Below are 23,682 nucleotides of genomic sequence, written 5' to 3'. Positions count from 1 at the left end.
TGGGTGTTGTCGGGCTAACGCTTCAGTTCGGATGTGCAGCCTTGATGCGCGTAACAACGCGCCCGGCAAGGTCGTCGGGGCGAAACTTGGCCAGGAAGTCATCGGCGCCCACTTTCTTGACCATGGCTTGGTTGAACCCGCCGGAGAGCGAGGTGTGCAGCACAATGTGCAGCTTGGCCATGCGCGGGTCGTTACGGATTTCGGCGGTCAGGGTGTAGCCGTCCATCTCTGGCATTTCGATGTCGGAGATCATCATCAGAAACTCCTCCTCCGGCTTGCGCCCCTCGTCGAGCATGGATTGCAGGTAATCAAGCGCTTGTCGACCGTCATTTAAGGCAACCACCTCGACACCCACGGTCTCCAAGCAGCGTGTCACCTGTTTACGCGCGACGAGGGAGTCATCCACGGTCAGGACACGCAGGTGCCTGGCCCGCAGGGTGACGTCGTGATCCACCACGCCGCTGGATATTTCCTCGGACGATGGCGATATTTCAGTCAGTACTTTTTCAACGTCAATAATCTCGACCAGACGATCATCCGCATGGGTCACGGCCGTCAGGTAATTGTGTTCACCACTGCCCTTGGGCGGTGGATGAATGTCTTCCCAGTTCAAATTGACGATGTGCTCAACCGCATAGACGAGGAAGCCTTGAACGCGGTTGTTGTACTCCGTAAGTATGATAAAAGCACTTTCCTGGTCTTGTACGCCTGGCAGTCCAGTGGCCATGGCGAGGTCTAGAATAGGAATGCAGGCGCCTCGAATATTGGCAACGCCACAGATATTGTTATTAGACTTTGGTAGTAGAGATAACTTTGGGCAACGTATAACTTCTCGAACTTTAAAAACGTTGATCCCGTACAGCTGGAGGTTGTTGAACCTGAAGAGTAGCAGTTCAAGCCGGTTCTGACCGACCAGTTGTGTGCGACTGTTAACGGATGCCAATACACCTGTCATACACACTCCTTTAGCTCGGCTGACAGCGTTGATGCCGTAATGACACTATCCTATGTAGGGCTATGTAAAAGATATGTGAAAATAAATAAATCTTGGGTTTATCGTTAAAGCGATATGAAATTAATTGGTTGTCTATTCGGATGAGTGTTTGAAATGGTTAGTTGGCTAACTTATTGGTGCTATTGTTGAGAACGATTTAGAACGGCAGTTTCATACTGCGTGTGTTGTCCGTTCAGTACAGGACGCGTCATTTAACTTTGTTAAGCGGCGGTTGTGCAGCGGGCCGGTGCGGACACCCAGCGCGCGCCTCGTGCTGTAGCGAATATCGGCTTGCTGCTGGGCTTTTTGTCCCCATATGTGCGGGTTTTTTGGCAGGGACGCCGACGTACTGGCGGTGTTGGTCGGCGTCGCGCTATGTGCGCACATGATCATCATCGCCAAGCCATGGCCGTCGAGCGTATTTCACCTATTTCAATCGGACGCCGCAGTCGACTGTGGCTCGCATTTTTGACAAATCCGTCCTCGAGCCGAGGATATGGGCCGCTCGCTGCTTGATCAGCTAAGTGGGTCCCAGCGTGATCACCACTTGGGCATTGATACGGTCAATCTGATCGGTCATTCCCTCGGCGGGTGTCTGGTTATCAGTCGCTCGAAACACCTCGCCACCGCACGCACTCGCCGTCAATGACGTGTTGCCGAGGGCTGCCGCTGTCGCCACCTGGAATGCCAACGCGCCTGGAACTCACAAACCTTGCAAAGCCCCTAAGCGCTGAAGCCCTGCATTTCCTGGATTTCAGGCACAAAAAAAGACGTCCAAGGACGTCTTTTTTCGTTGAAGTGGTGGAGCCGGGGGGATTTGAACCCCCGTCCGCCAGTACTCCGCTGTCGGTACTACATGCGTAGCCGTTTCTATTAAGTTAACCCTCAGCGACCCGAAGGGCAGGGTGCTTTGGGCGAGTTGTGTAAGTTTTAGCCGCTTCGTCCACAACGTACTGCACGGCGATTCTGTTCTATATGACAATCACTTTGGGTTTACAGACATCCCCTGGTGATTGCTGGACCCGAAGGTACCAGAAGCTCAGGGCTAAGGCTGCTTACGCAGCGAGAGCGAATTCCTGGCCGTAGTTTTCGTCATTGGCAACTATAAGAAGTTGCAACAGTGGATTTACGAGTTCTGTTACCAACTCGGCATGCACCTAAAGTTTCGCGACCGGCGTCGAATCCTAAACGGCCCCGTGCTTGTAACTCGTTGTTTCTTAGTGAGTGACAAGCCTGTGCAGTGTACGCCAAACGGTCACGGAAGGCCAACCCGAAGGTTGGCCTTCCGTGAAGGAGCAGCCTATTGACCGCCTTTTTCGCTGTTCTGCAGGTCTTGCAGCGCCTTCGAGGTGATCTCGATGCACCTTTTGTCATCGCCCGCGGCGTGGGCCGCTTTGGCCTGGGAGACGGCGGTGTCGATCTCGCCGCTTTTACCGCTGGTGTCAGTGGCGAGCAGCGCTTTACCGTTGTTGATTTTGTCCAGATTGATTTTGCACAGATCGGGCTCGCCCGCAGCGAACACAGGCGAAGCCAACATCGCAGCGGTAACGAACAAGCCAGCAAGAGCGGAACGCTTCATAGGGTATCTCCTTGCGCAAAGGGGCTCGACGCTGCTGGCGTTGAACGGCTGCCAGCGACATCACGGATGAGCCTCGTTTGTCGAGGCCTATGCAGATGACTGCGCCGGCGCGCAGGGGTTCTGTTTTTTGCAGGATCATTTTTGCTGGATCAGTGTGCGCGGGCCTGGGTAACACGGTCCACCAGGTAGACCAAGCCGTGATAATCAATGCCGCCATGCTGGCTCAGGCCGATCTCGCAGGTGCGGCTGGTGGAGATGCCTTCGCTGCAATATTGCACCGCGTCCTTGAGCGTGCGCAGTGAGTGGGCGTTGAGCTCCGGCGTGGTGAAGCCTTTGTCGCCGGCAAAACCGCAGCAATGAATGCCCTCCGGGATGACCACGGTGTTGGAGCAGCGTCGGGCCAGGTCGATCAGGGCCTGGCTTTCGCCCAGGTGCTGGGTGCTGCAGGTGACGTGCACGGCGATCGGCGCTTCCTGGGGCGTGAAGTCGAGGCGATCCATCAGGTGGGTGCGGATAAAACGCACCGGGTCGTAAAGATCCAGGCGGGTTTCGCCCAGGTCCTGTACCAGGCGCAGGGTGCAGGGGCTGGTGTCGCAGTAGATCGGATCGAGCCCGCCACGGCTGGCGTGCAGCAGCGCGCCGATCAGTTCCTGGCGCTTGTGTTCGGCCTGTTCGGCATAGCCTTTGGAGGCGAAAGGCTGGCCGCAGCACAGGCTGTCCTGATTGTCGGGAAACACGACTTGGTAACCGGCTTTTTCCAACAGATTGCGGGTTTTGTCATACAGCGACATCTGTTCCTTATCCCCCGCCGCCGGGCCCATGGCGCGTGACACGCAGGCGGCCAGGTAGACCACGCGTGGCCGCTCGTCCGTCACGGCCGGGCTGAAGCGAATGGCTTTTTCCGGCTGCGGCATGGCAGGGGTCCATTGCGGAATCTGTCCCTTGGACAGCTTGGTCACGCTGGCCGACAGCTTCGCCAGGCGAGGTGCGCCCAGCAGCATGCGCGCGCCATTGGCCACATGCAGGGTGAAGCGCGCGCCTTGCAGTGCAGTGGCGAAATGAGTGGCGAGCCATTCGGCCGTTTTCGTACGGTCGGCGTCGCGGCTGCGCAGTTTTTTCACCAGGTCGCCGGTATTGATTCCCACGGGGCAGCGTTGGGCGCACAGGCCGGTGGCAGCGCAGGTGTCGATGCCCTGGTAGTGATAGGCGGCTTCCAGCTCAGTGGTGTCGACACCGGCGCGTTTTTTTGCCTGGATATCGCGCCAGATCACGATGCGTTGGCGTGGGCTCAAGGTCAGGCCTTTCGACGGGCACACCGGCTCGCAGAAGCCGCATTCGATGCACTTATCCACAAGCTCATCGGCGGCGGGCAGCGGCTTGAGGTGCTTGAGGTGGATGTGTGGGTCTTCGCTGAGCACCACGTCCGGATTGAGGATGCCGTTGGGGTCGAGTAGCCGCTTGAGTTGCCACATCAATTGATAGGCGTCGCTGCCCCATTCCAGCTCGACAAACGGCGCCATATTGCGGCCGGTGCCGTGTTCGGCTTTCAACGAGCCCCCAAACTCCACCGCCACCAATTGCGCCACGTCGTCCATGAACGCTTGGTAGCGCGTGACTTCTTCCGCGCTGTTGAAGCCTTGAGTGAACACGAAGTGCAGATTGCCTTCCAGTGCGTGTCCGAAAAGTATCGCTTCGTCGTAGTGATGTTTGTCGAACAGTTCGATCAAGCGGTTGACGCCGATTGCCAGTTGCTCAACCGGGAAGGTCACGTCCTCGATGATCACGGTGGTGCCGGTTTTGCGCACGGCACCGACGGCTGGGAAGGTGTCTTTGCGGATTGCCCACAGGCGGGCGTTTTCCACGGGGTCTTCCGTGAAATCGACCTGCTTCTCTACCGGGAATTGGGCGAGGGAGGCCATGATCAGCGCCAGTTGCTCATGCAGTAAGGGCGACGACGCCGCACGGGATTCGATCAACAGGGCGCAGGCAGTTTCCGATAGCTGCTGTACGAACGCGGGCATGCCCGGCTTGTTCTGTACCGAGCGCAGGCTGCGACGGTCCAGTAGCTCGACGGCCGAGACCGGTTGGGTTTTAAGGACGCTCACTGCGTTGCAGCAGGTCTCGACGTCCGGAAACACAATCAACGCCGATGCTTTGTTCGGGTGATCGATCACGGTGTCGTAGGTGACCGCGCTGATAAAACCAAGGGTGCCCTCGGAGCCCACCAACAGGTGGCTGAGGATATCCAGTGGCTCATCAAAATCCACCAAGGCGTTGAGTGACAGCCCGGTGGTATTTTTCAGGCGGTATTTGTGGCGTATTTTTGCCGCCAGCTCAGCATTCGCCCGGGTTTCGCGGCCCAGTGTCGCCAGGCGTTCAAGCAGCGGCCCGTGCTGTTCACGAAACGCCTTAACGCTGGCCGCGTCTTCGGTGTCCACGCGACTGCCGTCAGCCAGTACGAGGCGAATCCCGGCCAAGGTGTGATAGGTGTTCTGCGCGGTGCCGCAGCACATGCCGCTGGCGTTATTGGCGACAATGCCGCCGATTTTGCAGGCGTTGATCGACGCCGGATCCGGCCCGATCTTGCGCCCGAACGGTGCCAGCCACGCATTCGCCTGAGCGCCGATGACACCGGGCTGCAGGCGGATTTGTGTGCCTTGCCCACGGATTTCGCGGCCGTTCCAGTTGTCGCCCAGTACGATCAGCACCGAATCGCTGATGGCTTGCCCGGACAGGCTGGTGCCCGCAGCGCGGAAGGTTACCGGTACGCGGTCGCGCTGAGCGAGTTGCAGCAGCGTAACGACTTCGTCCTCCGATTCCACGCGGATCACCAACTGTGGGATCAGTCGGTAAAAGCTGGCGTCGGTACCGAAAGCGAGGGTGGAAAGCGCGTCGTCGAAACGCCGATCTTTCGGGATCAAGTGTGCGACGTCGCTCAGGAAAGCAGCAGGCAGGCTCATCGGTCCTCCAGAAATAGCTGACGCCGGAATCGTATCCGGCGTCGATTCTTACCCTATTGCGTGCAGGTCTCAGTGCACCAGCATACCGGTGAACCAGTAGGCCTGGGCCAGGGTGATCAGCCCGACGATCGTGGCAAAGAACAGGCTGTGCTTGAGGGTAAAGCGGAACAGGTCGGATTCCTTGCCTACCAGGCCAGTGGCGGCGCACGCCACGGCGATCGATTGAGGCGAGATCATTTTGCCGGTGACGCCGCCGCTGGTATTCGCCGCGACCAGCAGCGTGTCGTTCACGCCGATCTGATGCGCAGTGGTGGCCTGCAGCGAGCTGAATAGGGCGTTGGACGAGGTATCAGAGCCTGTCAGGAAAACGCCCAGCCACCCGAGGAAAGGCGAGAAGAACGGGAAGGCGGCACCGGTGCCGGCCAATACCAGCGCCATGGTCGACGACATGCCGGAGTAATTGGTGACGAATGCGAACGCCAACACCATGCCAATGGACAGGATGGGCCAGCGAAGCTCATAGAAGGTCTCTTTTAAAGTGGTAAGACCAGTTTTAATGTTGATCTTAAGCACCAGCATAGAGATCAATGCAGAGAAGAAAATCGCGGTGCCGGTCGCGGAAATCGGGTCCAGCTTGAACACGGCCGGGATCGCGGTGGGGTTGGTCACGATGGGTGCGACCTTGATCACCATTTGGTCCAAGTGCGGAATCGCGAAGTTGAACACCCAGCTGTACATCGAGCCGCCGGCGGCGAACATCGCCTTGAACGGTTTGAGCGTCCAGATCGTCACTAGCACGGTAAGGATCAGGAACGGTGACCAAGCCTTGAAAATCTGCACCAGGCTGTAGGGTGAGACAACCGTGTTGCGTGGCAGGCCGAAACCGCCGGCACTGGCGGTGACTGCCGCGCTGGAAGTGGCGCCGGCAATCTGTGCGCCAGCGGTGCGCTTGGGTTGCCACACTTTCAGGAACAGGGTCAGGGAAATCAGGCTGGCAAGGGCCGAGGTGATATCCGGCAGTTCCGGGCCGATGAAGTTGGACGTGAAGTACTGGGTGATGGCAAAGCTCAAGCCCGCTACCAGCGCCGCCGGCCAGGTTTCACGCACGCCGCGCAGGCCGTCCATCATGAACACCAGCCAGAACGGCACGAACAGCGACAGCAGCGGCAGTTGGCGACCGGTCATGGCGCCGATCTTGAACGCATCAATGCCGGTCACTTGACCCGCAACGATGATCGGGATGCCCAATGCGCCAAAGGCCACCGGTGCGGTGTTGGCAATCAGGCACAGACCCGCGGCGTACAGCGGGTTGAAGCCGAGGCCGACCAGCAGTGCGGCGGTGATTGCCACGGGGGCGCCGAAACCGGCCGCACCTTCCAGGAAGGCGCCGAAACAGAAGCCGATCAGCAGCACTTGCAGGCGCTGGTCGTCAGTGATCGACAGCACCGAGCTGCGAATGATCTCGAACTGGCCGCTCTTGACCGTGAGTTTGTAGAGGAACACCGCGGCGACAATGATCCACGCGATAGGCCACAGGCCGTAGGCAAAGCCATAACCGGCGGCGGCCAGTGCCATGTCCGCCGGCATCTTAAAGGCAAAGATCGCCACCAGGATCGACAGCGCCAAGGTGATGCTGCCGGCCACGTGGCCTTTGAGGCGAAACACGGCCAGGGCCAGGAAGAAGAATACGATCGGAATGACGGCCGCTAATGCGGACAGGCCGAGGCTGCCGAGCGGGCTGTAGAGCTGTTGCCAGGTTTGCATATGGGGTGGCCCCTGATTGTTGTTGTTTGGTCAGCTTGGATAATTGGTAATACCAATTTACAATCGCTGTGGGCTAGGTTAAAAGGCTTCGGGGCGGTGTGTCAATTTGCCGCTCGCGAAACTTTGGTCGTAGGTGGGTAGGCGACGGATCTGAGCGGATAAATCGAAGGCGTTCTGATAGGTGCTGCGAGTGCGGCGATAGGCCAGAATAGAGGGCCCGGCGAGTGGTCGGGATGGTGGAGAGTGAGTTATGGGGTTTGATCAGGTGCGTCAGCGCCGTTTGTCCGACGATATCGTCGAGCAGCTTGAGGGCATGATCCTTGAGGGTACGCTGAAGTCGGGTGAGCGCTTGCCCGCCGAGCGCGCTTTGGCTGAGCAGTTTGGTGTGTCGCGTCCGTCTTTGCGGGAGGCCATCCAGAAATTGGCGGCCAAAGGTTTGCTCGTCAGTCGTCAGGGTGGTGGTAACTACGTGGCGGAGTCCTTGGGCTCCACGTTCAGTGATCCGCTGCTCCACCTGTTGGAGAATAATCCCGAGGTTCAGCGTGATCTTCTGGAGTTCCGCCAGACCCTTGAAGCCTCCTGCGCCTATTACGCGGCGCTACGTGCCACCGAGGTCGACCGCGAACGGCTTACGGCGGCTTTCGAAGCGCTCCAGGACTGCTACACCCGCTCCGATGAGGTGAGTCGAGCTGAAGAGGGGGCGGCGGATGCCAGGTTTCACTTGGCTATCGCCGAAGCCAGCCACAACGCCGTATTGCTGCACACCATTCGCGGTCTGTTCGACCTGCTGAAACGTAACGTGGTGACCAACATCGGGGGGATGTATCAACAGCGTACGGAAACCCGCGACATGCTGATCAGTCAGCACAGGGATTTATACCTGGCGATTATCGAAGGGCGTGCCGAGCAGGCGCGGGAAGTTTCAACGCGTCATCTGCTGTATGTGCAGGAAGTGTTGGAGGAGGTTCGTCAGGAGGTTCAGCGCGTGGCGCGTGCGGAGCGGCGCAAGGGCCTGTAGCCGAGGGAGGCTCCCAGGGCTACGGGCTTGCAAGGATCAGTCTTCCTTGCCCTTGTTGCGCACGGCGCGATGCAGTTCGCGATTGGAATCGCGCTCGCGCTCGGTATCACGCTTGTCGTATTCCTTCTTACCTTTGCCCAGCGCGATCTCGCATTTGACCAGGTGCTTGCTCCAGTACCAGGACAGGCAGATACAGGCATAGCCTTTCTGCTGTACGGCGGCGGCAAGCTTTTCCAGTTCGCGTGCATTGAGCAGCAGCTTGCGCGTACGCACCGGGTCAGCAATCACGTGGGTGCTCGCGGTAGTCAGCGGGGTGATATGACTGCCCAGCAGCCATGCCTCGCCATCTTTGAGCAGCACATAGCTGTCGACCAGTTGCAGCTTGCTGGCGCGCAAACTCTTTACTTCCCAGCCGGCCAGGACCAGACCAGCCTCGAACCGATGTTCGATGAAGTAATCGTGTCGCGCCTTTTTATTTTGCGCGATGGTCCCTGTGGGGTGTTTCTTTTGTTTAGCCATAGGGGCGGCATTATAGGGAGTTGCGAGCGTGTCGGCTACGGTCAACCTGCGTGCTTGAGCGTGTTCGACGAATCCCGGACAATGCGGGCAGTTCTCTGGTTTTTTTCTTTCGCGGATCGGGCTGTTCTTTCGCGATGTTTGCCGCTCAGCTGTGGAAATAACGCACACATGACGACGCATATTCAACGTTCAGCGCTGCTGCCTTATCCGGCTCAGGCGCTCTATGACCTGGTCAACGACGTGGCGCGTTACCCGGAATTCCTGCCGTGGTGCTCGAAGGCCGAGGTGCTGGAAAGCGGTGATGAGTACATGGTCGCCAGTGTTGGGGTCGCGAAAGGCGGCCTTAGCCAGCACTTTGTGACGCGTAATGCGCTGGTGCCTGGGAAATCCATCGAAATGAATTTGCAGGAAGGCCCGTTCACCCAGCTGCATGGGGTGTGGGTATTCAAGGCGCTGACGGATAAGGCCTGCAAAATCAGCCTGGACCTTTCGTTTGATTACGCCGGGCCTATCGTGCGAGCAACGCTGGGCCCCTTGTTCAATCAGGCAGCTAATACGCTGGTGGATGCATTTTGCCAGCGGGCCAAACAACTGCATGGTTGAGATTGAAGTGGTGTATGCGGCCGTGGATCGCCAGGTTCTGCTGGCGATGAAGGTGGCGGCGGGCACCAGCCTGCGCGCGGCGGTGCGGGCGTCAGGTATCGCAGCGCAGTTTCCTGAGCTGGATCTGGCTGGTTGCCCTTTGGGTATATTCGGCAAGGTGGTTGCGGATGCTGAGGTGCATGCCGTGCAGGCAGGTGATCGTATTGAGATTTACCGACCGTTGCTGGCGGACCCAAAAGAGGTGCGCCGACTGCGCGCGGCCAAGGCTGCGCTGGCTAAGCTGCAGGGCTCATAGGCTAGCCAAATGGCAGGCAACAAAAAGCCCGGCATGCCGGGCTTTTTGTTGAGCAACGCAAGCTTACTGCGGGCTGGTGTCCAGAGGCTGTGGTGTCGGGACGGGAACTGTTTTCACGCCGTCGACGTCTTTCTGGATCTTGTCGAGCAGGGAGCCTGGCTTGGCCGGTACTTCCGACTTCGGCTTTTCACCTTCCTGCGCAGGCGTGGTCACGTTAGTGCCGTTATCCTTGCCGAGCAGGGCTTCATCACGACTCACGCCGGGCATGAAGTCGCCGGACAGGCTGACAAGCTGGTCGTTGCCATTGAAGATGACACTGACGCGCTCCTGTTGGCGTTCACCGCCACCTGGCTGCAGGCTGTAGAGGTAATCCCAGCGATCGGCATGGAAAGTGTCGGTCAGCAGGGGGTTACCCATGATAAACCGTACTTGCCGTCGGGTCATTCCGGGGCGTAACTGGTCTATCATGTCCTGCGTGACGACATTGCCCTGCTGGATGTCGATTTTGTAAACCCCGGGGAATGAACAACCGGCGAGTGCGAGCAGTCCCACAAAGGTGAAACTGGTTAGCAAGAGCTTGGTGTTTTGCATCGGTGGGCGACTTCCACTATCTTGGCTGGGACAACGTAAACGCCGATCATACCCGTATTAAGAGAAGCTGCGAAGCAGCATCCGCGAGAAAGCTAACCATGGTTGAAAATAGCGAACTACGCAAAGCCGGTCTTAAAGTGACTCTGCCACGAGTCAAGATTCTACAAATGCTCGATTCTGCTGAGCAGCGCCACATGAGTGCCGAGGATGTTTACAAGGCGCTTATGGAGTCTAACGAGGACGTCGGCCTGGCCACGGTTTACCGTGTGCTGACCCAGTTTGAAGCCGCAGGGCTGGTGGTTCGTCATAATTTCGACGGCGGTCATGCAGTGTTCGAATTGGCTGACGGTGGTCATCACGACCATATGGTTGACCTGGATACCAATGAGGTTATCGAGTTCACCAGCCCGGAAATCGAGGCGCTTCAGCATAAGATTGCCGAGGAGCATGGCTTCGATTTGGTCGACCATAATCTGGTTCTGTACATCCGTAAGAAAAAGTAAAAATCGCTGCAGATTCGCTCTGCAAAACGATTGAAGGCGACCTTAGGGTCGCCTTCGTGCTTTCTATAAGCGGGAAAGATGAGCGAAAGTGCTCTGCTCAGGCTTTCGCAGCCACGACCATTTTCTTCGCGTGTGCCAGGGACTCCTTGGTCAAATCAATGCCGCCAAGCATGCGCGCCACTTCCTCCACACGTTCCGACTTGTTCAGCTTGGACACGGCTGTGTGCGTTGCATCACTGCCGCGTACCTTGTGCACAAACAGATGTTGATGCCCCTGGGCGGCCACTTGTGGCAAGTGAGTGACCGTCAGTACCTGGCCCCGATCCCCGAGGCGTCGTAATAATTGGCCAACAATCTCCGCTGTCGGCCCGCCAATCCCCACGTCAACTTCGTCGAATACCAGTGTCGGTACCCGAGAGGTTTGCGCGGTAATCACCTGGATCGCCAGGCTGATCCGAGACAGCTCACCGCCGGAGGCCACTTTTGCCAATGCTTTGAGCGGCTGCCCAGGGTTGGCGCTGACCAGCAGTTCAACCTGTTCCAGGCCATGTGGCTGCAATTCGTTACTGGTGCTGGCGTGCAGTTCAATGGTGAAGCGCCCGCCGGGCATGCCCAGGCGTTGGATCTCCAGCTCCACTGCGCTGGCCAGGCCGGTTGCTGCCTGGTGGCGCAGGTCGCTCAGTTCGCGTGCTTTTTCCTGGTAGTGGCGGGCGAAGGACGCGAGCTCGTCACCTAGGCGCTCGATGGATTCGTCGTTGGCATTCAGGGTCTCGATTTCATCCAGCAACTTTTGCTGCATCGTCGCCACTTCGGTGGGCTGGATTCGATGTTTGCGCGCCAGGGTATAGATGGTGTCCAGGCGTTCTTCTATTTCCTGCAGGCGTGCCGGGTCGGCATCGAAGTGATCCAGGAAGCGGTTCAATTCGCCGACGGCTTCTTCTACTTGGATCTGTGCACTGGTGAGTAAGGTCGTGGCCTCGCTCAGGGAGCCGGAGGCGTTGTTCACGCTGGACAGGCGATTGAGACTGGCGGTCAGCGCGTTGAGTACGTTACCGGAGTCGCTCTCGCTGCATTGCTCCACCACCTGGCGGCAAATGCCCAGCAGGGTTTCTGCGTTGGTGAGGTTCTTGTGTTCCTGCTCGAGTTGCTCCAGTTCAGTCTCGCCCAGGCCCAGGCTTTCCAGCTCTTCGAGCTGATAGCTGAGTAGCTGGTGGCGTGCGCGTTGTTCGTCGCCGGAATTGGAGAGTCGCTCCAGTTCCTGGCGCGTTTGGCGCCAGCGCTGGGCGGCAAGTTGCACCTGGCGGGCAAGGTCTGTCGCACCGGCGTATTCGTCGAGCAGGCGGCGATGAGTGTCGGTTTTCAGCAGCGACTGGTGTTCATGCTGGCTGTGGATATCGATCAGCAGTTCGCCCAGGGCTTTCAAGTCGCCCAGTGGGCAGGGGGTGCCGTTGATATAGCCGCGTGAGCGGCCTTCCGCAGTAATGACCCGGCGCAGGATGCACGGGCCTTCATTATTAAGGTCGCGCTCCGCCAGCCAGGCCTCGGCCTCGGGAATATCCGCCAGGTCGAAAGTGGCCAGGATATCGGCCTTGTCCGCGCCGGGGCGCACCACGCCGCTGTCGGCACGGTCCCCAAGGGTCAAGCCCAGGGCGTCGAGCATGATCGACTTGCCGGCGCCGGTTTCGCCTGTGATTACGCTCATCCCGCGATCCAGTTCGAGATCCAGGTGTTCAACGATGGCGTAGTTATGTACGGACAGGTGCACGAGCATGACGGCCGCTCCCAGGCTTTAGGTCTGGTTATTTATACAGTGTTTTGTTCGAGGCTGACAATCCTGATGATTAGCTCGATTTGCTTGGATGAGCGCTTTTTTTAGCGCGATGAGGAATGTATGGGCAGGAATTGATCCCGGTCATAGGAAAGATTTTTGGTAACGCCCGCGCCCTTGAACCTGGAAATTGTGGCCCCATATACCGGAACAGAAGCGCGAGTTGAGTTCGCGCATGATTTTGAAAGGAGAAAACTATGGCTGACGAACAGACGCAGGATACGCAAACTCCAGACGCCAATTCGGCTGTCGGCGATGAGCTGGCAACTCGTGTGCAGGTGCTCGAAGAGCAATTGGCCGCTGCGCAGGACCAGTCTTTGCGTGTTGCCGCCGATCTGCAGAACGTCCGCCGCCGTGCCGAGCAGGATGTAGAGAAGGCTCACAAATTCGCACTGGAAAAATTCGCCAGTGACTTGCTGCCGATCATCGACAGCCTGGAGCGTGGTCTTGAGTTGTCCAACCCGGATGACGAAAACATCCGCCCGATGCGCGAAGGGATCGAGCTGACCCTGAAAATGTTCCAGGACACCCTGAAGCGTTACCAGTTGGAAGCCATTGATCCAGTCGGCGGCGAACCGTTCAACGCTGAGCATCACCAAGCCATGGCCATGCAGGAAAGCCATGATCTGGAGCCTAACAGTGTGTTGAAGGTGTTCCAGAAGGGTTATCAGCTCAACGGTCGCTTGCTGCGTCCGGCGATGGTGGTGGTGAGCAAAGCACCTGCACCGGTTTCGCCTTCTATTGATGAGCAGGCTTGAAATACGCCGTAAGGCCCCCATCTATAAGTCAAGCGTTTAAGTGCTACCGCAGTTAGCCACCACTGCTGCGGCATCCAAATTCAAGTTTCGGGAGAGTAAATCATGGGCAAAATTATCGGTATCGACCTGGGGACTACCAACTCCTGCGTCTCTGTCATGGAAAACGGCAAAGCCAAAGTTATCGAAAACGCCGAAGGCGCGCGTACCACGCCGTCGATCATCGCTTACGCAAATGATGGCGAGATCCTTGTTGGTCAGTCGGCCAAGCGTCAGGCTGTCACCAACCCGCACAACACTCTGTACGCGGTAAAGCGTCTGATCGGTCGTAAGTTCGACGAAGAAGTCGTACAGAAAGACATCAAGATGGTGCCTTACAAAATCGCCAAGGCTGACAACGGTGATGCCTGGGTTGAAGTAAATGGCAACAAGATGTCTGCACCGCAGATTTCGGCTGAAGTCCTGAAAAAGATGAAGAAAACCGCCGAAGACTACCTCGGCGAAACCGTCACCGAAGCGGTCATCACCGTTCCGGCCTACTTCAACGACAGCCAGCGCCAGGCAACCAAAGACGCCGGCCGCATCGCGGGTCTGGACGTAAAACGTATCATCAACGAACCCACCGCAGCTGCTCTGGCTTACGGTATGGACAAGGCCAAGGGCGACCACACTGTGATCGTTTATGACCTGGGTGGCGGTACGTTCGACGTTTCGGTCATCGAGATCGCTGAAGTTGACGGTGAGCACCAATTCGAAGTGTTGGCCACCAACGGTGACACCTTCCTGGGTGGTGAAGACTTTGACATTCGTCTGATCGACTACCTCGTTGACGAATTCAAGAAAGAAAGCGGCATGAACCTCAAGGGTGACCCGCTGGCCATGCAGCGCCTGAAAGAGGCTGCTGAGAAAGCCAAGATCGAGCTGTCCTCGAGCATGTCGACCGACGTGAACCTGCCGTACATCACTGCAGATGCCACCGGTCCTAAGCACTTGAACGTGAAGATCTCTCGCGCCAAGTTGGAAGCACTGGTTGAAGACTTGGTTCAGCGCACCATCGAACCTTGCCGCATTGCGCTGAAAGACGCCGGTATCGACGTAGGTTCCATCAACGACGTGATCCTGGTGGGCGGTCAAACCCGTATGCCACTGGTGCAGCAGAAAGTTACCGAGTTCTTCGGCAAGGAAGCACGTAAAGACGTGAACCCGGACGAAGCGGTTGCCATGGGTGCTGCCATCCAGGGCGCGGTATTGGCCGGTGACGTGAAAGACGTGCTGCTGCTGGACGTCAGCCCGCTGACCCTGGGTATCGAAACCATGGGCGGCGTGATGACTGCGCTGATCGAGAAAAACACCACGATTCCTACCAAGAAATCCCAAGTGTTCTCGACTGCCGACGACAACCAAGGCGCGGTGACCATTCACGTGCTGCAAGGTGAGCGTAAGCAAGCGGCGCAGAACAAGTCCCTGGGCAAGTTCGACCTGGCTGAGATTCCACCAGCACCGCGTGGCGTGCCACAAATTGAAGTGACCTTCGACATCGACGCCAACGGCATCCTGCACGTCGGCGCGAAAGACAAGGCAACTGGCAAAGAGCAGAAGATCACCATCAAGGCCAACTCCGGTCTGTCTGATGAAGAAATTCAACAGATGATTCGTGATGCTGAAGCCAACGCTGATGCGGATGCCAAGTTTGCCGAGCTGGCTGGCGCCCGTAACCAGGGTGATGCACTGGTTCACTCGACGCGCAAAATGGTCGCTGATGCTGGCGATAAAGTGACGGCTGAAGAGAAAGCCGCTATCGAAGCTGCCGTAGTTGCCCTGGAAGCCGCCGTCAAAGGCGACGACAAGGCTGCTATCGAAGCCAAGATCGAAGAGCTGTCGAAAGTTTCTGCACCCGTCGCGCAGAAAATGTATGCCGAACAAGGTCAGCCAGCTGATGGTGCCGCGCAACAGGCAGAGCCTGAAGCCAAGCACGACGATGTTGTCGATGCCGAGTTCGAAGAAGTCAAAGACCAGAAGTAAGTTGGTCGCCCGGTTGACCGCTATCAAGCGGTGACTGGTAGGATGTCGCCGCGCGGGAGCTTGCTCCCGCGTTGGCGTGTCTGGGGTATGCGAATTTTTACAGCATGCGACAAGGTTCGGATGCTGGCGGTGCGATCGGGAATGCTCCTGCTTTCCGAGTAAGAAGTACCGCATTTTGGCCGGGTCCCTGGCTAAAAGTAGTAATGACCAGGATCGTTGAATTGACGTGAGTTGGGTCCGGGCCTGTATTGGGGCTCAACGAGTTTGGCAGGGCTCAGGAGGGTCTGGCCGAACGTCCTTAAGAGTGCAAAGACTTATGGCAAAGCGTGACTATTACGAAGTGTTGGGTGTGGAGCGCGGCTCCAGCGAGGCGGACCTGAAGAAGGCCTACCGTCGCCTGGCGATGAAGCATCACCCGGACCGTAATCCGGATAGCAAAGAATCCGAAGAAATGTTCAAAGAGGCCAATGAGGCCTACGAATGCCTGTCTGATCCCAACAAGCGTGCGGCCTACGACCAGTACGGTCACGCAGGGGTCGACCCGAGCATGGGCGGTGGCGGTGCCGGGTTTGGCGGCCAGAACTTCTCCGATATTTTCGGTGACGTATTCAGCGACTTCTTCGGCGGTGGCCGGGGTGGTCAGCGGGGCGGCGCCCAGCGTGGCAGTGATTTGCGCTACACCCTGGAGTTGAACCTGGAAGAAGCCGTGCGCGGCACCAGCGTCAATATCCGTGTGCCGACGCTGGTCAACTGCAAGCCGTGCGATGGTTCGGGTGCCAAGAAAGGCTCCTCGCCGATCACTTGCCCGACGTGTGGCGGTATTGGCCAGGTCCGCATGCAGCAGGGCTTCTTCTCGGTGCAGCAGACCTGCCCGCGTTGCCATGGCCAGGGCAAGATCATTTCCGACCCGTGCGACTCCTGCCACGGCGAAGGTCGTGTCGAAGAGTACAAGACGCTGTCGGTAAAAGTGCCTGCGGGTGTGGATACCGGCGACCGTATTCGCCTGTCGGGCGAAGGCGAGGCGGGTACTCAAGGTGGCCCTACGGGCGATCTGTATGTGGTGATCAATGTGCGCGAGCACTCGATCTTCCAGCGCGACGGCAAGCACCTGTTCTGTGAAGTGCCAATCAGCTTTGTTGATGCGGCGCTGGGTGGCGAGTTGGAGATTCCGACCCTTGATGGTCGCGTCAAACTCAAGATCCCTGAAGGCACGCAGACCGGCAAACAGTTCCGTATCCGTGGCAAAGGCGTTGCGCCGGTGCGCGGTGGTGGTGCTGGCGACCTGATGTGCCGCGTTGCCGTTGAGACGCCAGTCAATCTGGGGCGTCGTCAGCGCGAATTGCTGGAAGAGTTCCGCAGCTCGCTGGAAGGCGATGACTCCCACTCGCCGAAAACCACGGGCTTTTTCGATGGCGTGAAGCGCTTCTTCGGCGACCTGTAAGGAGTTGGGTATGCGACGTATAGCCGTAATGGGCGCTGCCGGGCGCATGGGCAAGACGCTGGTCGAGGCGGTGCAGCAGCGCTCGCCGGCCTCCGGGCTGACCGCAGCGATCGTTCGTCCCGGCAGCACATTGATCGGTGCGGATGCGGGTGAGTTGGCTTCGCTGGGGCGTATCGGTGTTTCGTTGTCCGGCAACCTGGAGCAGGTGGCTGACGAATTCGACGTGCTGATCGATTTCACTCTGCCGGACGTTATGCTGAAAAACCTGGCTTTCTGCCGCAAGGCGGGCAAGGCGATGGTGATCGGCACCACCGGTTTGACGCTTGAACAGAAGCAGTTGCTGGCGGAGGCGGGCAAGGACATTCCGATCGTCTTCGCGGCCAACTTCAGTGTGGGTGTGAACCTGTCGCTCAAGCTGTTGGATCTGGCGGCGCGCGTGCTGGGGGATGAGGCGGATATCGAAATCATCGAGACTCATCACCGTCACAAGATCGACGCACCGTCGGGTACCGCGTTGCGCATGGGGGAAGCGATCGCCGATGCGCTCGGTCGCGACTTGTCGAAAGTGGCGGTGTACGGCCGTGAAGGCCATACCGGTGCGCGTGCGCGTGACACCATTGGTTTTGCAACCGTGCGCGGTGGCGATGTGGTGGGTGATCACACCGTATTGTTCGCCACCGAGGGCGAGCGCCTGGAAATCACGCACAAGGCGTCCAGCCGCATGACGTTTGCCAAGGGGGCGGTACGTGCTGCGCTCTGGCTGGAAGGTCGTGCGGCGGGCCTTTATGACATGCGTGACGTGCTGGATCTGCACTAATCAGTAGCTAAAACAGGGGCTCAAGCTTATGCTTAGGCCCCGTTTTTACCCGCTAAGCGACGTCCTGTCGCATTCCCCTGCCTTTAAGGCTCATTAGCGGTGGACCAAAAAAGCCTTTTTCTGTAAGCTACAGCTTTAGTGTGTCCACTAAAAGCGCGCAGAATAATTCAGTGAAGAAGCGGGGTGACGTGTCCATACGTCACTCCGCTTTTTTACAACCTGCGATCGCCCTTTCAGGCTTTATTTACGGGAGGTCTTCTTGACTAAGCCAGCCATACTCGCCCTTGCTGATGGCAGCATTTTTCGCGGCGAAGCCATTGGAGCCGACGGTCAAACCGTTGGAGAGGTGGTGTTTAACACTGCCATGACCGGCTATCAGGAAATCCTTACCGATCCTTCCTACGCCCAACAGATCGTTACCCTGACCTATCCGCACATCGGCAACACTGGTACGACACCGGAAGATGTCGAGTCTGATCGTGTCTGGTCGGCCGGTCTGGTGATTCGTGACCTGCCGCTGGTTGCGAGCAACTGGCGTAACACGATGTCGCTGTCCGATTACCTGAAAGCCAACAACGTTGTGGCAATCGCCGGTATCGATACGCGTCGCCTGACACGCATCCTGCGTGAGAAAGGCTCGCAGAACGGCTGCATCATGGTCGGTGACAATATTTCCGAAGAGGCGGCGATTGCCGCAGCCCAAGGCTTCCCTGGCCTGAAGGGCATGGACCTGGCGAAAGTCGTCAGCGTCAAAGAGAAGTACGAGTGGCGCTCCACTGTCTGGGACTTGAAGACCGATAGCCACGCGACCATCGATGCGGCCGAGTTGCCTTACCACGTGGTCGCCTACGACTACGGCGTCAAGTACAACATCCTGCGCATGCTGGTCGAGCGCGGTTGCCGCGTGACCGTGGTGCCGGCGCAAACCCCGGCCAGCGACGTGCTCGCCCTGCAGCCGGACGGTGTGTTCCTGTCCAACGGCCCGGGTGACCCTGAGCCTTGCGACTACGCTATCCAGGCGATCAAAGAAGTGCTGGAGACCGAGATTCCGGTATTCGGTATCTGCCTCGGTCACCAGCTGCTGGCCCTGGCCTCTGGCGCCAAGACCCTGAAAATGGGGCACGGCCATCACGGTGCCAACCACCCTGTGCAAGACCTGGACACCGGCATTGTGATGATCACCAGCCAGAACCACGGTTTTGCGGTGGATGAAGCGACCCTGCCGAGCAACGTTCGCGCGATTCACAAGTCGCTGTTCGACGGTTCCCTGCAGGGCATCGAGCGCACCGACAAGAGCGCGTTCAGCTTCCAGGGCCACCCTGAAGCCAGCCCGGGCCCGAACGACGTAGCGCCGCTGTTCGACCGTTTCATCAATGAGATGGCCAAGCGACGCTGACTGAGCGGCTTGCGGGCGGCCCCGAGCTTCGGTGGCCCCCGCAGGCTCATCAAAGATTGTTCAAGACGGCTTGCCGACTGACCTGCGGATTTGAGTGACAAACCCATGCCAAAACGTACAGACATAAAAAGCATCCTGATTCTCGGCGCTGGCCCGATCGTGATCGGCCAGGCCTGCGAATTCGACTACTCCGGCGCCCAGGCCTGTAAAGCCCTGCGTGAAGAGGGTTACCGCGTCATCCTGGTGAACTCTAACCCGGCCACCATCATGACCGACCCGGACATGGCCGACGCCACCTACATCGAGCCGATCAAGTGGCAGACCGTTGCCAAGATCATCGAGAAAGAACGTCCGGACGCGCTGCTGCCAACCATGGGTGGCCAGACCGCCCTGAACTGCGCATTGGACCTGGAGCGCGAAGGCGTCCTGGAAAAGTTTGGCGTAGAGATGATCGGCGCCAATGCCGACACCATCGACAAGGCTGAAGACCGTTCGCGTTTCGACAAGGCCATGAAGTCCATCGGCCTTGATTGCCCGCGTTCCGGTATCGCCCACAGCATGGAAGAGGCCAATTCTGTCCTGGAACGCTTGGGCTTCCCGTGCATCATCCGTCCGTCCTTCACCATGGGCGGCACGGGCGGCGGTATTGCCTACAACCGTGAAGAATTCGAAGAAATCTGCGCCCGTGGCCTGGACTTGTCTCCGACCAAAGAGCTGCTGATCGACGAGTCCCTGATCGGCTGGAAAGAATATGAGATGGAAGTTGTCCGCGATAAGAAGGACAACTGCATCATCGTTTGCTCTATCGAAAACTTTGACCCGATGGGCGTGCACACCGGTGACTCGATCACTGTTGCTCCGGCACAGACCCTGACGGACAAGGAATACCAGATCATGCGTAACGCCTCCTTGGCGGTGCTGCGTGAGATTGGCGTGGAGACCGGTGGCTCCAACGTCCAGTTCGGCATCTGCCCGGACACTGGCCGCATGGTTGTGATCGAGATGAACCCGCGTGTATCGCGTTCTTCGGCGCTGGCATCGAAAGCTACCGGCTTCCCGATTGCGCGTATCGCTGCCAAGCTGGCGATCGGTTACACATTGGACGAGCTGCAGAACGAAATTACGGGCGGCGCAACGCCGGCGTCCTTCGAGCCGTCGATCGACTACGTCGTCACCAAGCTGCCACGCTTCGCTTTCGAGAAATTCCCGAAAGCCGACGCCCGCCTGACCACTCAGATGAAGTCAGTCGGTGAAGTCATGGCTATCGGCCGGACCTTCCAAGAGTCCCTGCAGAAAGCCCTGCGTGGCCTGGAAGTGGGCGTTTGCGGTCTGGACGAGAAGCTCGACCTGAGCAACCCGGAAAGCATGAGCGTGCTCAAGCGTGAGCTGACCGTGCCGGGTGCCGAGCGTATCTGGTACGTAGCCGATGCTTTCCGCGCTGGCATGACCGTCGAAGACATCTTCGGCATGAACATGATCGACCCGTGGTTCCTGGTGCAGATCGAAGATCTGATCAAGGAAGAAGAGAAGGTCAAGACCCTCGGTCTGTCCTCTATCGACCGCGACCTGATGTTCCGCCTCAAGCGCAAAGGTTTCTCTGACCAGCGCTTGGCCAAGCTGCTGGGTGTGACCGAGAAGAACCTGCGCACGCATCGCCACAAGCTGGACATCTTCCCGGTCTACAAGCGCGTTGATACCTGTGCGGCCGAGTTCGCAACCGACACTGCGTATATGTACTCCACTTACGAGGAAGAGTGCGAAGCTGCGCCGTCGGGTCGCGACAAAATCATGATCCTGGGTGGCGGTCCAAACCGTATCGGCCAAGGCATCGAGTTCGATTATTGCTGCGTACACGCCGCTCTCGCCCTGCGCGAAGACGGGTACGAGACCATTATGGTCAACTGCAACCCGGAAACTGTTTCCACTGACTACGACACTTCCGACCGTCTTTACTTTGAGCCGGTAACACTGGAAGACGTGCTGGAAATCTGTCGCGTCGAGAAGCCAAAAGGCGTGATCGTCCAGTACGGCGGCCAAACCCCGTTGAAACTGGCTCGCGCACTGGAAGCCGCTGGCGTCCCGATTATCGGCACCAGCCCTGACGCTATCGACCGTGCCGAAGACCGTGAGCGTTTCCAGCAGATGGTTGAGCGTCTGAACCTGCGCCAGCCGCCGAACGCCACCGTGCGCAGCGAAGATGAAGCGATCCGCGCGGCCAGCAAGATCGGTTACCCCTTGGTGGTGCGTCCGTCCTACGTACTGGGCGGTCGTGCGATGGAAATCGTCTACGAAGAAGACGAGCTCAAACGTTACCTGCGCGATGCGGTGAAAGTGTCCAACGACAGCCCGGTGCTGCTGGACCACTTCCTCAACTGCGCCATCGAGATGGACGTAGACGCTGTTTGCGACGGGACCGACGTGGTGATCGGCGCGATCATGCAGCACATCGAACAGGCGGGCGTTCACTCCGGTGACTCCGCTTGCTCGCTGCCGCCGTACTCGCTGCCGGCGCATATCCAGGACGAAATGCGCGAACAGGTCAAGAAAATGGCCCTGGAGCTGGGTGTGGTCGGCTTGATGAACGTACAGTTGGCGCTGCAAGGCGAAGACATCTACGTCATCGAAGTCAACCCGCGTGCTTCGCGTACCGTGCCATTTGTTTCCAAGTGCATTGGTGTGTCCCTGGCCATGGTCGCTGCTCGCGTGATGGCCGGTAAGACCCTGAAGGAAATCGGCTTCACCAAGGAAATCATTCCGAACTTCTACAGCGTGAAAGAGGCGGTATTCCCATTCGCCAAATTCCCTGGCGTGGACCCGATCCTGGGCCCAGAGATGAAGTCCACCGGTGAAGTGATGGGCGTGGGCGATACCTTCGGTGAAGCGTTCGCCAAGGCTCAGATGGGCGCCAGCGAAGTGTTGCCAACCGGCGGTACCGCGTTTATCAGCGTGCGTGATGACGACAAACCGCTGGTTGCGGGCGTAGCCCGTGATCTGATCAACTTGGGCTTCGAAGTCGTGGCCACTGCCGGGACCGCCAAGCTCATCGAAGCTGCCGGCCTGAAAGTGCGTCGCGTGAACAAGGTGACGGAAGGCCGTCCGCACGTGGTCGACATGATCAAGAATGACGAAGTCACCCTGATCATCAACACCACCGAAGGTCGCCAGTCGATCGCGGACTCCTACTCCATTCGTCGTAATGCCTTGCAGCACAAGATCTACTGCACCACTACCATTGCTGCTGGCGAAGCCATCTGCGAAGCGCTCAAGTTCGGTCCGGAAAAAACCGTGCGTCGCTTGCAGGACCTACACGCAGGATTGAAGGCATGATCAAATACCCAATGACCGTCCAGGGCGCCAAGGCCCTGGAAGAGGAGCACGCCCATCTGACCAAGGTCGTACGTCCAAAGCTGAGCCAGGACATCGGTACGGCCCGCGAGCTGGGTGACTTGAAGGAAAACGCCGAATACCACGCTGCTCGCGAGCAGCAGGGTATGGTCGAGGCGCGGATTCGTGACATCGAAGGCCGTATGCAGAATGCGGTGATCATCGACGTCACGACTATTCCGCACACCGGCAAGGTGATTTTCGGCACCACCGTGGAAATCGCCAACGTCGAAACTGACGAGAGCGTGGTTTACCACATCGTTGGCGAGGACGAGGCTGACTTCAAGCTCGGCAAAATCTCCGTCGGTTCCCCGCTTGCCCGCGCCTTGATTGCCAAGGAAGAGGGTGATGTGGTGGCCGTGAAGACGCCGGGTGGCGTGATCGAGTACGAGATTGTTGAAGTTCGTCACGTCTGAAAGGCGGCGCCCGCTTCATGCGGGCGCCATGCTTTGGCAGCTCTCCCAGATGCTTTGGGTCGGCGGCCTGTGGTTGCTGCATATTGGTGTGTTACCGGCGCTGGGCCTGATTGGGCTGGCGCCGTTGTTGATCGATGAGATCGACGGATTGCTCAGTGCGTTGCTGGTGGGTTTTGCGGCGGCGTGCGTAACGCTCCAGGCATTGGTGCTGGTCAGGGCCGAAGGCTTGGAGAGTTTGTGGCGGGATATTCGCGGGCAACTGCTGTTGATGGCGCTGTATGCGTGTGCAATGTATTGCATCGTGCATGTCTGGCAGCCGGAAGCGTTGCGCTGGCAGCTATTCAGCTATCTTGTGCTAGGGTTCTCCGGCCTGATGCTGGTTATACAGCCCGCACCGGGATGGAGTGGCGGGGCGCGCGAAGCGCGCCCGTGACCCTTTTTATCATTTGAAAACTACTTGAAGCGATGTACGTTCGACAGCTGCTTGTTGACGCTGAAGTTCTTGCGATACAGCAGCGCCATCTTGCCGATGACCTGGACCAGGTCCGCTTTGCCCACCTTGCACAATTCTGCAATGGCGGCCAGGCGCGCTTCGCGGTCGAGGATATTGACCTTGATCTTGATCAGTTCATGATCGTTCAGTGCGCGTTCGAACTCGGCTAACACACCTTCAGTCAAACCGTTATCTGCCACAATCAAAACTGGTTTCAGATGGTGGCCAATGGATTTGTACTGTTTCTTCTGCTCTTGAGTGAGCGGCATAATCTGACCCCTGCGTCTGATCTTGTAAAAAGCGG

The 23,682-nt window shown here is 58.3% G+C and carries 20 protein-coding genes and 1 other RNA gene; 12 read left to right on the top strand and 9 right to left on the bottom strand.

The window, feature by feature from the left end; all coding sequences use genetic code 11:
• Nucleotides 1-22: 22 nt before the first annotated feature.
• From ACI512_RS30815 to ACI512_RS30795, 5 genes are all read right to left on the bottom strand, one after another.
• Complete coding sequence (locus ACI512_RS30815) at nt 23-955, bottom strand: chemotaxis protein CheV (protein ID WP_405121480.1); 933 nt, start codon at nt 953-955, stop codon at nt 23-25.
• A gap of 838 nt (nt 956-1,793) precedes the next feature.
• Nucleotides 1,794-2,190: a transfer-messenger RNA gene (gene ssrA / locus ACI512_RS30810) on the bottom strand.
• 104 nt (nt 2,191-2,294) lie between these two features.
• Nucleotides 2,295-2,573: a hypothetical protein gene (locus tag ACI512_RS30805; RefSeq protein ID WP_064053113.1), complete on the bottom strand. Its 279-nt coding sequence runs from the start codon at nt 2,571-2,573 to the stop codon at nt 2,295-2,297.
• Between the two features lie 149 nt (nt 2,574-2,722).
• Nucleotides 2,723-5,533 carry an FAD-binding and (Fe-S)-binding domain-containing protein gene (locus ACI512_RS30800; RefSeq protein ID WP_236378478.1) on the bottom strand — a complete coding sequence of 937 codons (2,811 nt, stop codon included), beginning with the start codon at nt 5,531-5,533 and terminating at the stop codon, nt 2,723-2,725.
• Nucleotides 5,534-5,602: 69 nt separating this feature from the next.
• Nucleotides 5,603-7,297 carry a lactate permease LctP family transporter gene (locus ACI512_RS30795; RefSeq protein ID WP_236378477.1) on the bottom strand — a complete coding sequence of 565 codons (1,695 nt, stop codon included), beginning with the start codon at nt 7,295-7,297 and terminating at the stop codon, nt 5,603-5,605.
• A 250-nt stretch (nt 7,298-7,547) separates the two neighbouring features.
• Here ACI512_RS30795 and ACI512_RS30790 point away from each other — a divergent pair, with 250 nt between their 5' ends.
• Nucleotides 7,548-8,315: an FCD domain-containing protein gene (locus ACI512_RS30790; protein WP_015885937.1), complete on the top strand. Its 768-nt coding sequence runs from the start codon at nt 7,548-7,550 to the stop codon at nt 8,313-8,315.
• 36 nt (nt 8,316-8,351) lie between these two features.
• On the opposite strand, the gene smpB is transcribed toward ACI512_RS30790, so the two are convergent.
• Complete coding sequence (gene smpB, locus ACI512_RS30785) at nt 8,352-8,834, bottom strand: SsrA-binding protein SmpB (protein ID WP_003235073.1); 483 nt, start codon at nt 8,832-8,834, stop codon at nt 8,352-8,354.
• A gap of 168 nt (nt 8,835-9,002) precedes the next feature.
• Between smpB and ACI512_RS30780 the strand changes: the two genes are divergently transcribed.
• Nucleotides 9,003-9,437, top strand: coding sequence for a type II toxin-antitoxin system RatA family toxin (locus tag ACI512_RS30780; protein ID WP_015885936.1), 435 nt, complete (start codon nt 9,003-9,005; stop codon nt 9,435-9,437).
• On the top strand, nt 9,430-9,732 hold the full coding sequence (locus ACI512_RS30775; RefSeq protein ID WP_236378469.1) for an RnfH family protein: 303 nt from the start codon (nt 9,430-9,432) through the stop codon (nt 9,730-9,732). Before ACI512_RS30780 ends, ACI512_RS30775 begins: the two co-directional genes overlap by 8 nt.
• 63 nt (nt 9,733-9,795) lie before the next feature.
• Here the strand turns inward: ACI512_RS30775 and ACI512_RS30770 are convergent, their stop codons facing one another.
• Nucleotides 9,796-10,323, bottom strand: coding sequence for an outer membrane protein assembly factor BamE (locus tag ACI512_RS30770; RefSeq protein ID WP_236378467.1), 528 nt, complete (start codon nt 10,321-10,323; stop codon nt 9,796-9,798).
• 98 nt (nt 10,324-10,421) lie between these two features.
• Here ACI512_RS30770 and fur point away from each other — a divergent pair, with 98 nt between their 5' ends.
• Nucleotides 10,422-10,826, top strand: a complete 405-nt coding sequence (gene fur / locus ACI512_RS30765; RefSeq protein WP_003194220.1) for a ferric iron uptake transcriptional regulator — start codon at nt 10,422-10,424, stop codon at nt 10,824-10,826.
• A 97-nt stretch (nt 10,827-10,923) separates the two neighbouring features.
• On the opposite strand, the gene recN is transcribed toward fur, so the two are convergent.
• Nucleotides 10,924-12,597, bottom strand: coding sequence for a DNA repair protein RecN (gene recN / locus ACI512_RS30760; protein WP_046034280.1), 1,674 nt, complete (start codon nt 12,595-12,597; stop codon nt 10,924-10,926).
• A 254-nt stretch (nt 12,598-12,851) separates the two neighbouring features.
• On the opposite strand from recN, the gene grpE reads away from it, so the two are divergent.
• From grpE to ACI512_RS30720, 8 genes are all read left to right on the top strand, one after another.
• Complete coding sequence (gene grpE / locus ACI512_RS30755) at nt 12,852-13,412, top strand: nucleotide exchange factor GrpE (RefSeq protein WP_015885932.1); 561 nt, start codon at nt 12,852-12,854, stop codon at nt 13,410-13,412.
• Between the two features lie 102 nt (nt 13,413-13,514).
• The gene (gene dnaK, locus ACI512_RS30750; protein ID WP_015885931.1) at nt 13,515-15,431 is read left to right on the top strand and encodes a molecular chaperone DnaK; all 1,917 of its coding nucleotides are present in this window, start codon (nt 13,515-13,517) and stop codon (nt 15,429-15,431) included.
• A gap of 316 nt (nt 15,432-15,747) precedes the next feature.
• Nucleotides 15,748-16,872 (top strand): molecular chaperone DnaJ, encoded by a 1,125-nt coding sequence (gene dnaJ, locus ACI512_RS30745; RefSeq protein WP_015885930.1) that lies wholly within the window; start codon nt 15,748-15,750, stop codon nt 16,870-16,872.
• Nucleotides 16,873-16,882: 10 nt separating this feature from the next.
• The gene (gene dapB / locus ACI512_RS30740; protein WP_064053115.1) at nt 16,883-17,689 is read left to right on the top strand and encodes a 4-hydroxy-tetrahydrodipicolinate reductase; all 807 of its coding nucleotides are present in this window, start codon (nt 16,883-16,885) and stop codon (nt 17,687-17,689) included.
• Nucleotides 17,690-17,948: 259 nt separating this feature from the next.
• Nucleotides 17,949-19,085 (top strand): glutamine-hydrolyzing carbamoyl-phosphate synthase small subunit, encoded by a 1,137-nt coding sequence (gene carA, locus ACI512_RS30735; protein ID WP_046034282.1) that lies wholly within the window; start codon nt 17,949-17,951, stop codon nt 19,083-19,085.
• A gap of 105 nt (nt 19,086-19,190) precedes the next feature.
• On the top strand, nt 19,191-22,412 hold the full coding sequence (carB, locus tag ACI512_RS30730) for a carbamoyl-phosphate synthase large subunit (RefSeq protein WP_015885927.1): 3,222 nt from the start codon (nt 19,191-19,193) through the stop codon (nt 22,410-22,412).
• Entirely contained in the window at nt 22,409-22,885 is a 477-nt protein-coding gene (greA, locus tag ACI512_RS30725) for a transcription elongation factor GreA (protein ID WP_015885926.1), read from the top strand. The genes carB and greA overlap by 4 nt, the downstream gene beginning before the upstream one ends.
• Before the next feature lie 28 nt (nt 22,886-22,913).
• On the top strand, nt 22,914-23,318 hold the full coding sequence (locus ACI512_RS30720; protein WP_236378462.1) for an MFS transporter: 405 nt from the start codon (nt 22,914-22,916) through the stop codon (nt 23,316-23,318).
• Between the two features lie 20 nt (nt 23,319-23,338).
• Here ACI512_RS30720 and ACI512_RS30715 read toward each other — a convergent pair whose 3' ends face one another.
• Nucleotides 23,339-23,647 carry a YhbY family RNA-binding protein gene (locus ACI512_RS30715; protein WP_010206607.1) on the bottom strand — a complete coding sequence of 103 codons (309 nt, stop codon included), beginning with the start codon at nt 23,645-23,647 and terminating at the stop codon, nt 23,339-23,341.
• Nucleotides 23,648-23,682: the final 35 nt, after the last annotated feature.

This window comes from Pseudomonas petroselini, from assembly GCF_045037875.1.
In the GTDB taxonomy this organism is placed as follows: Bacteria; Pseudomonadota; Gammaproteobacteria; order Pseudomonadales; family Pseudomonadaceae; genus Aquipseudomonas; species Aquipseudomonas petroselini.
The sequence above is the reverse complement of the archived record's forward strand: the minus strand, read 5'-3'. Positions and strand labels throughout refer to the sequence as shown.

What these genes read in the sequence shown, in the direction of transcription:
- ACI512_RS30800 (WP_236378478.1), bottom strand. Translation starts at nt 5,533, where the DNA reads ATGAGCCTGCCTGCTGCTTTCCTGAGCGACGTCGCACACTTGATCCCG.
- dnaJ (WP_015885930.1), top strand. Translation starts at nt 15,748, where the DNA reads ATGGCAAAGCGTGACTATTACGAAGTGTTGGGTGTGGAGCGCGGCTCC.
- dapB (WP_064053115.1), top strand. Translation starts at nt 16,883, where the DNA reads ATGCGACGTATAGCCGTAATGGGCGCTGCCGGGCGCATGGGCAAGACG.
- greA (WP_015885926.1), top strand. Translation starts at nt 22,409, where the DNA reads ATGATCAAATACCCAATGACCGTCCAGGGCGCCAAGGCCCTGGAAGAG.
- ACI512_RS30775 (WP_236378469.1), top strand. Translation starts at nt 9,430, where the DNA reads ATGGTTGAGATTGAAGTGGTGTATGCGGCCGTGGATCGCCAGGTTCTG.
- ACI512_RS30790 (WP_015885937.1), top strand. Translation starts at nt 7,548, where the DNA reads ATGGGGTTTGATCAGGTGCGTCAGCGCCGTTTGTCCGACGATATCGTC.
- ACI512_RS30715 (WP_010206607.1), bottom strand. Translation starts at nt 23,647, where the DNA reads ATGCCGCTCACTCAAGAGCAGAAGAAACAGTACAAATCCATTGGCCAC.
- ACI512_RS30770 (WP_236378467.1), bottom strand. Translation starts at nt 10,323, where the DNA reads ATGCAAAACACCAAGCTCTTGCTAACCAGTTTCACCTTTGTGGGACTG.
- ACI512_RS30780 (WP_015885936.1), top strand. Translation starts at nt 9,003, where the DNA reads ATGACGACGCATATTCAACGTTCAGCGCTGCTGCCTTATCCGGCTCAG.
- ACI512_RS30815 (WP_405121480.1), bottom strand. Translation starts at nt 955, where the DNA reads ATGACAGGTGTATTGGCATCCGTTAACAGTCGCACACAACTGGTCGGT.
- recN (WP_046034280.1), bottom strand. Translation starts at nt 12,597, where the DNA reads ATGCTCGTGCACCTGTCCGTACATAACTACGCCATCGTTGAACACCTG.
- grpE (WP_015885932.1), top strand. Translation starts at nt 12,852, where the DNA reads ATGGCTGACGAACAGACGCAGGATACGCAAACTCCAGACGCCAATTCG.
- dnaK (WP_015885931.1), top strand. Translation starts at nt 13,515, where the DNA reads ATGGGCAAAATTATCGGTATCGACCTGGGGACTACCAACTCCTGCGTC.
- ACI512_RS30805 (WP_064053113.1), bottom strand. Translation starts at nt 2,573, where the DNA reads ATGAAGCGTTCCGCTCTTGCTGGCTTGTTCGTTACCGCTGCGATGTTG.
- ACI512_RS30795 (WP_236378477.1), bottom strand. Translation starts at nt 7,297, where the DNA reads ATGCAAACCTGGCAACAGCTCTACAGCCCGCTCGGCAGCCTCGGCCTG.
- carB (WP_015885927.1), top strand. Translation starts at nt 19,191, where the DNA reads ATGCCAAAACGTACAGACATAAAAAGCATCCTGATTCTCGGCGCTGGC.
- ACI512_RS30720 (WP_236378462.1), top strand. Translation starts at nt 22,914, where the DNA reads ATGCTTTGGCAGCTCTCCCAGATGCTTTGGGTCGGCGGCCTGTGGTTG.
- fur (WP_003194220.1), top strand. Translation starts at nt 10,422, where the DNA reads ATGGTTGAAAATAGCGAACTACGCAAAGCCGGTCTTAAAGTGACTCTG.
- smpB (WP_003235073.1), bottom strand. Translation starts at nt 8,834, where the DNA reads ATGGCTAAACAAAAGAAACACCCCACAGGGACCATCGCGCAAAATAAA.